Genomic DNA, 13530 nt, shown 5'->3' with positions numbered 1-13530 from the left:
GCTATGCCCTTCTCAATTATTTAATCCTTTCAATAAAACCATATTTATGTGTTTTTTCTCCCTGTAACATTTTGATCAAAGCATTCGAAATTTTTCTACAGGGCATTGAGTTATTATAGTACACCTGTCATTCCCGCGAAAGCTTGTCCTCGTGAAAACGGGGGCGGGAATCCAGTATTTTTTGGGGTCCCCAATCGGGGTCTGAGACGACATGGAAATATGGTACAATACTACTGCTTTTAGCAGCTATTTATTTTTTCTATGTATTTAAAGAAATTAGAAGCTCACGGATTCAAATCATTTGCTAACAAAATCACGCTTGAATTCCCTAAGCCTGAAAAAAAGCCGGGCGGAAGCCACGGCATCGCTGCGATTGTTGGGCCAAACGGATCGGGTAAGTCTAATATCGCTGAGGCGGTACGGTGGGCTTTGGGTGAACAAAGCATTAAAGCGTTGAGGGGCAAAAAAGCTGAAGATGTGATTTTTTCAGGTTCGGACAAAAAATCGCGTATGAGCATGGCCGAAGTGTCATTGTATTTTGATAATGCGGATAAACAAATCCCAATTGATTATCATGAGGTTGTTCTTACCCGGCGCGTGTATCGCACGGGCGAGAGCGATTACATTATCAACAAGAACAAAACTCGGCTTTCAGATATTCAAATATTGCTTGCCAAATCTAATATTGGCCAGCGCAGTTACAGTATTATCGGACAGGGCATGATTGATTCAATTTTAATCGCCACGCCAACTGAACGCAAGGAATTTTTTGACGAAGCCGTTGGCGTCAAAGAGTTTCAGATGAAACGCGACCAATCGCTCAAGAAATTAGAGCGCACATGGGATAATTTAATGCAAGTGGAAGCGATTTTAAATGAAATTGAGCCACGCTTAAGGTCTTTAACTAGGCAGGTTAAGCGGCTTGAACAGCGCGAAGAAGTTGAAAGGAATTTGCGTTTGTTTCAGCATAGTTATTTTGGTGCGCTTTGGAGGCAGCTACAAAAAGAACGATCTGAATTATCACCGGACGCAAAAAAACATGCCGAGGGATTAAAAATAAAACAGGCTAAGCTGGATCAGATTTCAAACAAACTGCAGCGGTTAGAAAAAGCCGACACCCCAAGCGACGCGATTATGAGTTTACAGCAAGAGTACCAAAAGAAGCTAGAGTCTAAAAATAAATTACGCGAAGAGCAGTTAATTTTAGAAAATAAGATTGTAATTGCCAAAGAGCGGGTTAAGATGGAAACGTCCGTTATGCCAACAGCGGAAATTATTTCACACTTGGAAGAAATTGAAGCCGAGCATAAGTCGTTTTTGGCCATAGCGTCAGATAAAACCCCGCTGCAGGCGATAAAAGAAAAGGTTGAATCAATATATTTTAAAGTCAGCAATTTATTAAAGTCCTTAAAGAACCCAAAAGCCAAAGCCGTTAATGGCGGCGTGGACCCGGCGTTAGAAAAACAGAAGCACAAAATTGACGCTGAGTTAAAAATCCTAGAGGATGAGTTAAGCAGTTTCCAAAAGCAAATTGATGAAGCCTCAAAACAACAATCTTCAGACAAGGGCGCTGTTTTTGATTTGCAACGAGAGTGGCAAGTGATTCAGCGAGAATTAAATTCGCTTAATGCTAAAGCGTCTGACGTGCGAGTGGCATTAGCCAAAGTGGAAACGAGGATTGAAGATTTGGAGCGAGAAATAAAAGAAGAAACCGGAAGTTTAGATTGGCTAAAAAATGAAGGTTCAACCACGCCGAAAGAAAGCGAGCTTAGCGAAATTCATAAATTGAAGCATCAATTGGAACTAATTGGCGGGATTGATCCGGAAACCGTTAAAGAATATAAAGAAATTAAAGAGCGATATGATTTTCTGTCTGGCCAAGCGAACGATTTGAAAAAGTCGTCTAATGAATTAGAGCAGGTGATTTTGGATTTAGATGATACTATTCACCAACACTTTAATAAAGCGTTTAAGACAATTAATGAAGAGTTTAATAAATTTTTCAGAACGCTGTTTAATGGCGGAAAAGCAGAATTACGATTAATTAAAGAAGAGCCGTCAAATAAAAAGACTCGCTCAATAGGCTCCGGGCCAGAAGCCGGGGAAGATGAATTAGAAGACAGCCAAGCGATAGCAGTAGAAGGCGATGATGAAGCGAACGAGATAAAAGCGTTTATTAAAAAAATTCAAAGCGGTAAAACCATTAAAGGCATTGATATTATAACTACGCCACCGGGGAAAAAATTAGCCGGCATTGCGATGCTATCCGGCGGCGAACGGGCGATGGCGTCAATCGCTTTAATTTGCGCGATAATTTCAAACAACCCGTCTCCGTTTGTGGTGTTGGATGAAGTTGATGCGGCGCTGGATGAAGCCAATTCAATTCGTTACGCCGCGATTTTAGATGAGTTATCACATAAAACCCAATTTATAACTATTACGCACAACCGCGCCACGATGGAAAAGGCAACCATGCTGTACGGGGTTTCCATGGGCGAAGACGGTGTGTCTAAATTACTTAGCATTGATTTTGAACAAGCTGAAAAGCACGTGAATCGATAAATTAGACCCTCTCCTAGCAGGAGAGGGTTAGGGTGAGGTAGAAAATAATTTATTCAACCCTCACCTTCTTCCTCTCCCAATCATGGGAGAGGATTATTTGGTAAATAATTCAATTAAAACAAAAAGGCCTGTTGATAACGCAGTGGCCTTGAACTGCGTTGGCGGCCTACTCCTTGGCCACCTCGTACTCGATCACGACGCCCGTGACCACACCCTCTGAGTTGGTTAGCGGGCGAACCCGACGGCCCGACACCGCCGGACTGGCGAGGAACTTGTTGGCGTCATTCTCCACGCTTCGAGGGCTGCTTGAGTGATGGATGATTTTGATTTGCAAAACAAAGCCTTTCCGCGCCCCTGAGGACGTAATTTTTGCCGCCAACCATTTGGCGACATATCATTATAGCTCTAAATTAACAATGCGTCAATCGTTAATCTTGACATTTATCACCTTATCCATTATTCTACGCGTACCGCCTTGCCCCGTTTGACGGGGTCTGGCAATTCATCACGCTCTATTAGATGATAATTAAGAATTTCACATGCTAGTAATCAGATTCAGCCGCATGGGTAAGAAAAAACAACCGACTTACCGTATTGTGGTTTCGGAAAAAACCAAAGATCCCTGGGGCGACAATTTGGAAATTCTAGGGAATTATAACCCCAGATCCAAAGTCACTGAAGTGAAGAAAGATCGGATTTTGTATTGGATTAGCAAAGGTGCTAAACCCTCCCCGACCGTGCACAATCTTTTAATTGATCAAAATGTAATTGAAGCTGAAAAGCAAGTCGCGAGTTCCGGCAAGAAACGCCGCAAGAAAGCGGAAGCTGAAAAAGCGGCTGAGGCGGCAAAGAAACCGGAAGGCGAAGAAGCCAAGCCAGCTGATGACAAAGTCAAGACTGAAGATAAATCAGCAGAAGACAAGCCTGCCGAAAAAGCACCTAAGGAAGAAAAGAAAGATGAAGCGCCCAAAGAGGACAAGCCAGTTGAAAAATCAGAAGAGAAAAAGGAAGAATAATAATGTCATTCCGGACTTGATCCGGAATCTCTATTCAGATAGAGATCCTGAAACAAGTTCAGGATGACAATTGTCTTGACAAACAAATTGTTTTTAGATATCCTGTAGGGTATTCTTTTGCTGAAATGGTAAAGGAAGCACATTAATAAATAAGTACATACACAAATCGTATGGCTGAGAAAGACCAAGAATTTGTTGAATACATTGTCAAAGGTATCGTCGGACACCCTGGTGATGTAAAGACAGAACGCACCGTTGATGAAATGGGCGTACTTATTACCTTACATATCAATCCAGAAGATATGGGGTATGTAATTGGCCGACAAGGCCAAACCGCGCGAGCTATTCGCACCTTACTCAAAATTGTAGGTGCCAAAGCCAACGCGCGAGTTAACCTCAAGATCGCTGAACCAGAAGGCAGCACTCGTCCGCAACGAGCAAAAGCTGACATTTCAGCCGACACGGAGACTTCAGTTGTAGATAATCTTCAAATCTAATTTCTCTTATAAAGAGTCTTAAAGCCCCGCTTAGCGGGGTTTTTTAGTTTATGGTATAGTTTAGCTATGCCAAAAAAGAAGTCCATTCAATTTGACATTGTTACAATTTTCCCAAACGTATTTAGTGAATATTTTAATTCAACCATTTTAGCGCGGGCACAGAAAAAAAAGTTGATTAAAATTAACATTTTAGACTTGCGAAAGTTCGCTAAAAAATCTGATCCGCATAAATCAGTTGATGACCGCCCGTACGGCGGAGGGCCGGGGATGATTTTAATGTTTGAACCAATTGCCAAGGCGCTAAAATCAATTAAGCGCACAAAGAAAGCGCGAATAATAATGACCGCACCAGAAGGCAAAAAGTTAACCCAAAAAGAAGCTAAGCGCTTGTCGCAATATGACCAGCTCATAATTTTATGCGGGCGATACGAAGGTTTTGATTCGCGGGTAGAAGAATTAATTGATGAAAAAATTTCCATTGGAAAATATGTGCTGGCTGGCGGGGAATTGCCGGCCATGGTAATTACTGAAACCGTCGCGCGGCACGTGCCCGGGGTGGTTGGGCACGATGAGGCGTTGACCGAAGAAACGTTTTCCAAAGGTGATGATTACGTTGAGTACCCCCAGTACACAAGACCTGAAACCGTTAAGCACGGCCGAAAAAAGCTAAGCGTGCCAAAAGTGTTGCTTTCAGGCGACCACGCTAAAATAAAAGACTGGCGGGATAAGAATAAGAAAAAATAAAAGTGTTGTCATTCCGGCCTTGAGCCGGAATCTCTATCTATTAGAGGTTCTGTAACAATACTCAGTCAAGCCGAGCGCATGGTTTGGGACGACAAGAGAGGGGGCTGCTAAAATACTGTCGTCCTGAATTTAATTCAGGACCCAGTTGTTTTCATCTCCGCTTAGGTGAGGATTTTAGTTAAAAATTCTTTGCCACAGTGATTTGAAGAAATTGCCTATACCATGGGCGATTTTTTTTAATGAGATTGTTTTTTCCGCGCTTGATATTTCTTCGGCGTACTCTTCCCCTAAAACTTGAGAGATTACAATATCGTCGTTACTTCTGGGCAACAGACGAAAGCCGGAGCGCGTTTTATCTACAATGCCAGTGATAGAAACCATGTCGCCAACCTCTGGTTGTTGTGTAATGTTAGTAGTGGATTTTATAACCACTCGAATTTCGCCGGTTTCATCGTCAACCCAAAATGTGCCTTTTTTACTTTCTACTACCTCGCCGCTAATTGAAATTAACTGACTCAATAAGTTTTCTTCTATATCAATCACCTCAACTAAATTTGGTTCAATCAATCCATTTGATGAAATTACCCCAATCGCTTCTTTGCCTTTTAGTTTTATTCTAGTTCCGTTTTGAACAATAGAAATTTCGCCTTGGACTTGAATTTCATCGCCCAAATCAATTTTTGGCCAATCAGCTTTATGCATATACACTTGCAATCCGTTTATATACATAATTTTGGAACCAAGTATTCCGGGCGGAACGGTAACTATGCCAATTGTTAATATTTTGTCGCCAGCGGTAAAGGCATCAGCTTCGCTTGTTACGGCTTGAGTAAAATCCAACGATTCATCAATTTCTATATTTTCAGTTATAACGTTTGGCTGTCCAGGAGTAGGCGTTGAGGTTTGCTGTATGGCGTTATCGATTTTAGAAATCGCTATGCCTGTGTCAAGTTTGTCGTATTCAATTAAATCAACCAACTCGCTCGAGGGATTAAATAATCTAACCGAGTCGCCGTTATTGTTTAGCGTTAGTCGAGTTGTAGGGGCGAAAAACACTTTATAGCTAAGGGCTTCAATTTCACCGGTTGCAATTTTGAACGGTCGACTGCCGCCCTCAGCGTCATCAAGTTGCCAGTCTATCAAGCTGACCGTTGTAGTATTAGGGTTGAATAGCTCGATAAATTCCAATTCATGGTCATTGCCTTCAGGGTCAGGCAAGAATTCGGAGATTTGCAGAGGAGGATATTGGATAGGTCTTAATACTGCGGGAGTTGTTGTCGGTTGACTAGATTCAGAGCGAGTCTCCGCCAAAGGCGGATTAGCCTCTGGCTGAGAGGGTTTTTCTTCTGGCTTAGTAATGTAATTAGCTTGTCCTTTAGTCGGAGTTGCGGTAATTTGGTAATTATTTTTATCCTGGCGCCGTTGAGTTGCATGTTTAATTCGCGCGACTGAAAATGGGTCACTTGCTACCGGCCCATTGTCTTTAACATTGCCGTCATCCCATTCGCCATACGTCAGCTCAAAAATGATTTTTTCTTGCGGATCTTTAAGAATTATTATGTCGCCTTTGTTATTGAGATTGCCCTTGAGTTTTTCTACTACAAAATAAGTATAAGCGCCTAGCGTACCGGCGAGTTTAGTTTTTGCACCAGACCCTTCTTCAATTGCCCAGCCCGCAAGGTCAATTGGATAATCATATAATGAATATAGCTCCACCCATTCTTCTTCGCCGTCGCTAGGGTCAGATACAAACTCGCTAATCACAATTTCTCCTGGTTGCGGCGGGAGAATTTTGGGCTTGCTGCCATTACTTTCTGGGCTTATTTCTTCTTCGAGCGGAGTTGAGTTGTCTTCAGGGGCTTTGGGGTCCTCAGGTTCCTCGATAGGCTCGGACAATAAATAATTTGAGTTTTGTTCTCCGACAGTATTGGAATCAGCATGTTCTTGCCAATTGCTGGGGGTGTAATCAGCCAATAATGGATCTTTGCGTTCAAGGGAAAAATTAGGCGCTTCAATGTAAGTAAATAATTCAACTACTTTTCCGTCGTTGTCTTTAAGCCCAACTTCTTCGCCACTTTCTTTTAAAGTGCCCCACGAGCTGTCAATAATTGTTCCATTAAAACCAGAATGATCGGTTAAAAATATATCGGCTTTTTGGGCAATGATGGCGTATTCCCCAGGCTCAATAATAAGGTCGCCTTGAGATTCGTTAAGCCCATGGTTCGTGTCGTTTTCCCAAAATTTCCAGCCGGTAATATCGACCTCCTCCGATGACATATTATAAATTTCTATCCATTCGTGATCAGTCGTTTCATATGCGCCGATTTCATTGATGACAATTGTCGATGCCGCTTGGGCTAAATTTGCCCAAACAAAAAAACTGCTAACTAGCAGCGCCGTTACCCTTACGCGCCGTCGCGTAAAAGTAAGCATAGGATTTTCTTAATGATAAAAGGCGCCCAAGGCGCCAGTAAAAACAGTTTAGTTTAAGCAATAGATTTTGTCAATAAAAGAGAACGCCCCGTCGGACACAGACCGGCGGGGCGCGGGAGGGATGAATTGGTTTCATCAGCACTTCTCCGCGCTGATGATTTCGAGCAAGCCATAAGGGCCATAGTCGAAGTACCATCCACCTTTGTGGCGGCGGATTTTTCGCCCACTTTGTTCGACTGCATAGACCGTCCGGGTGCGAGCGGTGACTGCCTCGATGCGACAGTGCGCCTGCCCCAACACGTCCACCTGGAGACAGAACACGTCCCCAACTGCCGCATCGTCGAGCGGACTAACCTGTAGCGCGGGCGGCATATATGCCTCCTTCTACGCGTAGACAGTGCGTAGGGTTTTCACCGTGCCAAGCCGCTGGCCGGTATCGGTGCGGATTAGGGTGGGCACGTGGTTAGGCCACGTTACCAGCGCCGGTATGGTGTTGTTGCCATCTTCAAGGGTTATCTCGTAAGAGGGAGGCGCAAGGCTACCCTCAGAGGCTTCACCCGGCTTGACCATGGTGGCCCGCCAGTGGGTTTTCGCCCCGGCTGCACGGCCAGCCAAGACGAGCGTGCGGGTCCAACGCTTTCGCCAGCGTTGAAATTGAATAATCAGTGTTCCGTCCATGATACACCTCCTGGTTGGCGGATCTAAGTGACCTTATACTTTTCTCAAGAACTAGTCAACTTGTGTTATAATGTATTCAATATGTCAAAAAATGTAATTGTAATAGATGCGCGGTACGCCAAAGTGGATACTAAAAAATTTAACTTTGGCGCTTTTAAAAAAAGATTAGCAAAGTTAGAGCTGCCATCTTTTCAAACACATAAACCAAATTATAATAAAATTGCCCGTACTTGTAAGCCGTATCAAAAGTATAAAAATATTATTGTAATTGCTAATGGTGGCTCACGTACTAGCGCTTTGGCTTATTATCAGGCCCTACAAACCAAGCGGAACAAAAAAGACGTTTTCTTTTTAAGCACGATGGAGCCGCAGTTAATTACCGAGCTGAAAAAGAAATACAGGCCAAAAGATACTTTAGTCATGCCAATTTCCAAATCAGGTACTAATTTAGATGTGCTTGAGCCCCTGACCGCTTTTTGGGATGAGTACAAAATTTTACCTGTTACTTCTCCGCATAAAGGCACATTGTGCGAGGTGGCTAAAAAAAGAAAATGGGATATTTTAGAGCATCCTGAGGTTGGCGGTCGTTACAGCGGGCGCAGTGAGTGCGCTTACGGCATTGCTTACTTGATGGGTTTAGATATTAAAGCCATTGATAAAGCCGCCAATATTGCGTACAAAGATTATGGTTATCGCGCTAACCTAAAACAAAACCAAGCTTTTTTGTCGGCCCTGTATTGTTATTTATTGGAACGCAAAGGTTATACCGAAATTTTTGCGCCGATTTATTCATTTGAGTATGCCGGATTTTTACCATTGATGATTCAGCTTATTCACGAAAGTACAGGCAAGGGCGGCAGGGGCCAAACTATTTTTGGCGATATGGCACCAGAGAGCCAACACCACACTAACCAAAGATTTTTTGGCGGTCGTAAAAATGTATTAGGATTTTTTATTGTAAATGACCGTTTTATGCAACAAAATAAGATGGCTAATAAAATCCCGGAGGATTTACGCGACGTGCCATTGCGAGACGGGATATTGAGTGATATTCATAAAGTGCCATTTGACGCCGGGTTGCATTTTGATTATCAAGGTGTGCGTGAAAACGCGGAAGCACGCGGCATTCCGCATATTGTGATGACAGTTAAAGACACAAGCTACGAATCAGTTGGTTGGTTTTTATCTTTTTGGCATTACTTTACCGTGTACTCGGCACTGCTTCGCAACCAAAATCCATTTGACCAGCCAGAAGTAGAAGCGGCTAAGCAAATTAGTTTTGAAAAGCGGATTAAGTTTCAGGCTTTAAAAGATTGATATTTAAACACCATTGTTTTTACCAAAGATGGTGTTTTATGTTTGACAAAGCAATTTGCCTGGAGCAAGATTAATATAGGAGTGTCCTCTCCTAAAGGAGGTGTTTCATGGAGGACCCGATGTTGGTTCCAGAGTGGAACCCTGAAGATGCGAGATGTCCAAGCTGCAGGGAGTATTGGGACCAGCCTCAACTGCCACCAATGAACCTTGCACTCTTTCCTTGCAAGTGTGGCGAAGCCCGCTTGGCTTTACTCGGTCTGGCGTGGCCGGTAGACGGCAAAGTCTTACTGTCGGAAGATGTAAGTACGGCAGAAAAACTGTACTGCTTGGAAAGGGCAGTTGCTGTACTGATAAAGAAACGCCTGCGCGATTTTTTTTACGCCGACGAAAGCCCAGAGGGCATTACGTGGGCAACAAAAATCCCGTCAGGAGAGATGGTTCTGCTGTTCTATGGAGAAATGGTGCCAATCGACAAGGATGCCTTGCTGCATGCCGGCAGGGATGAAGCCATAGAACACTTCACTAGCCTGATCCACAGGGGTGTGCTGGAGAGGGCGAGGGAGTATCTCTACGGCCTAGAGGAGGCCGGCAAGGCGATAGAACTTTTTCGCCTCACAGAGCAAGACGAACAGAGCGTTCCGTCGATACCAGACGAAGAGGTGCGGGAGCTTAAAGGGGCAGACCCGCACGACTTGTTTGACCTCATCATGGGCAGTGGCGGCCCATAATAAGTGTCTCGGAGGGGACACAATTCGCGGGCGGCCGATTTCCCTTCGGGGGTACGGCCGCTTTGTCACGTTTATCAATTGACACAATGTCTTTTTTTGTTTACAAATAGAGGGTTGTGTGGCATGCCGCGGTGGTGAAATTGGTAGACACGCTAGCCTTAGGAGCTAGTGCCTTCGGGTGTGAGAGTTCGAGTCTCTCCCGCGGCACCAATTAATAAAATAAATGTATGATTGAGCGAGCCAACAAACCAAACTCTGAGTTAGAACAAAATATGGATAGCCTATTCCAAGAAGCTATGATAGCAGAACAGGTGCTGAGCGATTTAATGGCTCAAGTGAAAGAAATTCAAGCCCAACATGAACCCGCAAAGGCTATGGAAATAATGGAAAATGAAGGGTTGCTAGAACAAATTGATAGAGCTAGCTCAGAGTACGGCAAGGCTTTGGCGGCTTGGAGTGAAGCTGTTAAAAAAGCCGGCGAACAGCGGAACAAAGAAGTATAAGAATGGTTAAGTTTAATGAGCAAGCGTAAGCGCCAACAAAATGCTTGGTCTGTAGACAGTGTTAAGCCGCGGCAGACAAAATCTCGGCCGCGAAATATTTTTAGATTTAAGCGGATTGTCGGTAATTCTTTGTTTTTAGTCGCCTTAACGATCGTGGGCGGTTATTTAATTTTTGTTGTTCGCGAAAGTTATTATGCCAAAAAATGCGATACTAAAATTTGTGAGATTGTTAAGTCAGTTAGGCAAAAGTATGGGCCATCGAATAATAATAAAGTGCCAGACAGCCAGCCCGGGGTATTAGCACCGTTATCAAATTGCGCTGAGCTTGGCGGTAAGGTTTGTTTAGAAGCTGATTTGTGTAATGGCGAAAGCGTTGAGGCGTGGGACGGAACATGTTGTCTGGGAGAGTGTAAATTAGTTCGGCCAGGAACTATCAAGGGAGAATTAGGCATTGCCGGAATTGTAGCGCCGTCACGGGAATTATTTCAATTTCTAAGCGGTGAAGAATTTGATGAATATTTGAATCGCAGCTTGGCGTTGATAAAAGAATCGGGCGCGAGCTACTACCGCTTAAGTGCTAGCGAAGTTGGCGGCTTTGATTTTACTTTAGCCGAAAGCGAAAATGGAGTTTATGATTTTTCACTGCAGGATAAAATAGTCCAAAAGTTTAATCAAAATAAAATTCCATTAGTTGTGATGATTTCGCCGTGGCCACGGCCAAGCGTGGTTAACTCCAACAACCGCCAAGTTTTAAATTATGATATAGATGATTACCAAAATTATGTTCAGCAATTGGTTGAGCGCTATGATGGCGATGAAGTTGAGGATATGCCGGGCTTAACTCAAGCGATAAATTACTTTGAGGTGGCGACTGATCCGGATGCTTATAATCAGTTTACTTTGGGCGCTCTTTCGCCCGGAAAATATTTTACTACCTTACAGGCCACCAGCGAAGCGATTAAAGAGGCGAACTCTGATGCGCAAATAATTTTTGGCAGCGTAAGTTTTAGTATTAGTGATAGTGCCGAGTCTAGGGAAGAAAAAATTGATTATTTAAGTCAAGTATTAAATTTTAATGCTGTCGAAATGTTTGACGCTTGGAAAGTTTCTTATTTAGGAAATAGTGCTGATGATTTAAATTCAATTTTACAAAGCCTAGTTGAGCTCGAGCGAAAACCAATTTACGTTGACCATTTATGGTGGGATGACTCAATTGAAGGCGAGTCAGAGCAAGAAATTGATCAAGCGGATGCATTTTTAGAAATTTATAAGGTGGCAAAATCCTACGGGGCTAAACTTGCTTACTACGGCGTTCAAGACACGCCGCCTGATATTTTGCCTCCCTTTCGGGTGCGGGGATTGTATAGATGTCAGGAATTTGCTAAAACTAGCCAAAATATTTCATATTGCACGTCGGCCTTGGTTAAAAAGTTGGGGACAACCTATTTAGAACTTGCTAACAGATAATCCTTGACAGCCTTTTAGAATTACCCTATAATACAGGAGATATATGAAAAAACTAACTTACATGAACGGAAGCTAAGCGGGACCGCGCACTTTTAACTTGTGGGGTAAACCGCTACGAGGCGGTTTTTTTAATTTCTGACGAGTGTCCTCAAACATTTTGAAGCCACTGGCCGGAAGCTAAAGACTGCAACTTAACAATTTAGTGTCATTCACGGGCGAGCCGCCCGCGGATGACAACGTATAATTATACGTATACCAGCATCTAATAATGCACATTATGCATGCATAAGAACGTAAGCAATGCGATTCTTATGATTATATGACGTAAGGGCATATGGTGGATGCCTCGACATTAAACGACGACGAAGGACGTAGCAGCCTGCGAAAAGTCTCGGTGAGGTGGCAAGCAACCTTTGAACCGGGAATCTCCGAATGGGGTAACCCGCTTTGATGGAAGATCAAAGCATCATGCACTGAATTCATAGGTGTATGAAGAAGACCCAGCGAATTGAAACATCTTAGTAGCTGGAGGAATAGAAAGAAACAATGGATTGTTAGTCAGTGTTCGCAGATGTTTGCGAGTAGTGACTAATAATCTTCGATTCCCTTAGTAGTGGTGAGCGAACAGGGACGAGCCTAAACTTTTAGAACTAAACTTGTTGTGGTACTTCGGTATTACAATGAACGGAAGGATGCAAGTCCATATGTTCTTTAAGGGTTGTAAGGTGATTACTTTTGAGCTCTTGCAGGCTCAAGGTAGAGCGCACGAATTATAACTTCCATAGTTGAATCCGTCTGGAAAGCGGAGCCAAAGAAGGTGATAGCCCTGTAAGGCGAAATGGGTTATAGCTCTACGGTAATTTCTCTTGAGTACCACGGGTGCCGTGAAACCCTGTGGGAACCTGGCGCGACTATGCGCTAAGGCTAAATACGTTTAGTGATCGATAGTGAACCAGTACCGTGAGGGAAAGGTGAAAAGCACCCCGGTGAGGGGGATGAAATAGTATTTGAAACCATATGCTTACAAGGAGTCGGAGTCCCTCACCTTTTTTGATGACACTTTGTGGATGAATGTTTGTTGAAAGCGCAGTAGCGCCTTCGGCTCTCGTTCATAACTAACCCACATTGAGTGGTCGAAAAAGGTGAGGGATGACGGCGTGCCTATTGAAGAATGAGCCAACGAGTTTGTGCTTACTGCTTGTTTAATCCCGTAGAGGGAGAAGGCCAAGTGAAAGCGAGGGTTAATAGCCCGCCCCTATTTTTAATACTCGGTCACGCGATCGAGTATTGAAAATAGACCGCAGTAAGTACAAGACCCGAAGCCAGGTGATCTAACCATGGCCAGGATGAAGGTTGAGTAACATCAACTGGAGGTCCGAACCCACGCGCTGTGCAAAACGCGGGGATGAGCTGTGGTTAGCGGTGAAATGCTAATCGAACCTGGCAATAGCTGGTTCTCCTCGAAATAGTTTTAGGACTAGCCTTAAGTAAATAGATCACGGGGGTAGAGCTACTGATTGGGATAGGGTGGCTTTTAGCCTACCTACCCCAAACAAACTCCGAATACCGTGATTCTGTATCTTAG

At 43.6% G+C, this 13530-nt stretch carries 12 protein-coding genes, 1 tRNA gene and 1 other annotated feature; of the genes, 9 read left to right on the top strand and 4 right to left on the bottom strand.

What is annotated here, in order from left to right; translation table 11 throughout:
* The first annotated feature begins 261 nt into the window (after positions 1-261).
* Entirely contained in the window at positions 262-2562 is a 2301-nt protein-coding gene (locus COT81_04200) for a hypothetical protein (GenBank protein PIS04830.1), read from the top strand.
* 166 nt (positions 2563-2728) lie between these two features.
* Here COT81_04200 and COT81_04195 read toward each other — a convergent pair whose 3' ends face one another.
* Positions 2729-2941, bottom strand: a complete 213-nt coding sequence (locus COT81_04195) for a hypothetical protein (GenBank protein PIS04829.1) — start codon at positions 2939-2941, stop codon at positions 2729-2731.
* Positions 2942-3101: 160 nt separating this feature from the next.
* Between COT81_04195 and rpsP the strand changes: the two genes are divergently transcribed.
* The 3 genes from rpsP to COT81_04180 all read left to right on the top strand — a co-directional run bounded on the left by rpsP (position 3102) and on the right by COT81_04180 (position 4819).
* The gene (gene rpsP / locus COT81_04190) at positions 3102-3578 is read left to right on the top strand and encodes a 30S ribosomal protein S16 (protein ID PIS04828.1); all 477 of its coding nucleotides are present in this window, start codon (positions 3102-3104) and stop codon (positions 3576-3578) included.
* Between the two features lie 170 nt (positions 3579-3748).
* A complete protein-coding gene (locus tag COT81_04185) occupies positions 3749-4075 on the top strand; it encodes an RNA-binding protein (protein PIS04827.1) in 327 nt (108 codons plus the stop codon).
* 66 nt (positions 4076-4141) lie between these two features.
* Positions 4142-4819 (top strand): tRNA (guanosine(37)-N1)-methyltransferase TrmD, encoded by a 678-nt coding sequence (locus COT81_04180; protein ID PIS04826.1) that lies wholly within the window; start codon positions 4142-4144, stop codon positions 4817-4819.
* A gap of 174 nt (positions 4820-4993) precedes the next feature.
* Here COT81_04180 and COT81_04175 read toward each other — a convergent pair whose 3' ends face one another.
* The 3 genes from COT81_04175 to COT81_04165 form a co-directional block, all read right to left on the bottom strand.
* Positions 4994-7252 (bottom strand): hypothetical protein, encoded by a 2259-nt coding sequence (locus COT81_04175; protein PIS04825.1) that lies wholly within the window; start codon positions 7250-7252, stop codon positions 4994-4996.
* Between the two features lie 135 nt (positions 7253-7387).
* Complete coding sequence (locus COT81_04170; GenBank protein PIS04824.1) at positions 7388-7624, bottom strand: hypothetical protein; 237 nt, start codon at positions 7622-7624, stop codon at positions 7388-7390.
* A gap of 12 nt (positions 7625-7636) precedes the next feature.
* A complete protein-coding gene (locus COT81_04165) occupies positions 7637-7930 on the bottom strand; it encodes a hypothetical protein (protein ID PIS04823.1) in 294 nt (97 codons plus the stop codon).
* 81 nt (positions 7931-8011) lie between these two features.
* On the opposite strand from COT81_04165, the gene COT81_04160 reads away from it, so the two are divergent.
* The 5 genes from COT81_04160 to COT81_04140 all read left to right on the top strand — a co-directional run bounded on the left by COT81_04160 (position 8012) and on the right by COT81_04140 (position 11945).
* Positions 8012-9247, top strand: coding sequence for a hypothetical protein (locus tag COT81_04160; GenBank protein ID PIS04822.1), 1236 nt, complete (start codon positions 8012-8014; stop codon positions 9245-9247).
* Positions 9248-9354: 107 nt separating this feature from the next.
* Complete coding sequence (locus tag COT81_04155) at positions 9355-9975, top strand: hypothetical protein (protein PIS04821.1); 621 nt, start codon at positions 9355-9357, stop codon at positions 9973-9975.
* A gap of 125 nt (positions 9976-10100) precedes the next feature.
* A tRNA-Leu gene (locus COT81_04150) sits at positions 10101-10185 on the top strand.
* Positions 10186-10202: 17 nt separating this feature from the next.
* On the top strand, positions 10203-10478 hold the full coding sequence (locus COT81_04145; protein PIS04820.1) for a hypothetical protein: 276 nt from the start codon (positions 10203-10205) through the stop codon (positions 10476-10478).
* Positions 10479-10493: 15 nt separating this feature from the next.
* Positions 10494-11945: a hypothetical protein gene (locus tag COT81_04140; GenBank protein PIS04819.1), complete on the top strand. Its 1452-nt coding sequence runs from the start codon at positions 10494-10496 to the stop codon at positions 11943-11945.
* Between the two features lie 310 nt (positions 11946-12255).
* Positions 12256-13528 (top strand) — a sequence feature (possible 23S ribosomal RNA but 16S or 23S rRNA prediction is too short).
* Positions 13529-13530 lie beyond the last annotated feature (2 nt).

The organism is Candidatus Buchananbacteria bacterium CG10_big_fil_rev_8_21_14_0_10_42_9 (genome assembly GCA_002773845.1).
GTDB lineage: Bacteria > Patescibacteriota > Patescibacteriia > Buchananbacterales > 21-14-0-10-42-9 > 21-14-0-10-42-9.
Note: the sequence above shows the minus strand (reverse complement) of the source record. Positions and strands in the feature narration are given on the sequence as shown.

What these genes read in the sequence shown, in the direction of transcription:
- COT81_04200 (PIS04830.1), top strand. Translation starts at nt 262, where the DNA reads ATGTATTTAAAGAAATTAGAAGCTCACGGATTCAAATCATTTGCTAAC.
- rpsP (PIS04828.1), top strand. Translation starts at nt 3,102, where the DNA reads ATGCTAGTAATCAGATTCAGCCGCATGGGTAAGAAAAAACAACCGACT.
- COT81_04185 (PIS04827.1), top strand. Translation starts at nt 3,749, where the DNA reads ATGGCTGAGAAAGACCAAGAATTTGTTGAATACATTGTCAAAGGTATC.
- COT81_04180 (PIS04826.1), top strand. Translation starts at nt 4,142, where the DNA reads ATGCCAAAAAAGAAGTCCATTCAATTTGACATTGTTACAATTTTCCCA.
- COT81_04175 (PIS04825.1), bottom strand. Translation starts at nt 7,252, where the DNA reads ATGCTTACTTTTACGCGACGGCGCGTAAGGGTAACGGCGCTGCTAGTT.
- COT81_04170 (PIS04824.1), bottom strand. Translation starts at nt 7,624, where the DNA reads ATGCCGCCCGCGCTACAGGTTAGTCCGCTCGACGATGCGGCAGTTGGG.
- COT81_04165 (PIS04823.1), bottom strand. Translation starts at nt 7,930, where the DNA reads ATGGACGGAACACTGATTATTCAATTTCAACGCTGGCGAAAGCGTTGG.
- COT81_04160 (PIS04822.1), top strand. Translation starts at nt 8,012, where the DNA reads ATGTCAAAAAATGTAATTGTAATAGATGCGCGGTACGCCAAAGTGGAT.
- COT81_04155 (PIS04821.1), top strand. Translation starts at nt 9,355, where the DNA reads ATGGAGGACCCGATGTTGGTTCCAGAGTGGAACCCTGAAGATGCGAGA.
- COT81_04145 (PIS04820.1), top strand. Translation starts at nt 10,203, where the DNA reads ATGATTGAGCGAGCCAACAAACCAAACTCTGAGTTAGAACAAAATATG.
- COT81_04140 (PIS04819.1), top strand. Translation starts at nt 10,494, where the DNA reads ATGAGCAAGCGTAAGCGCCAACAAAATGCTTGGTCTGTAGACAGTGTT.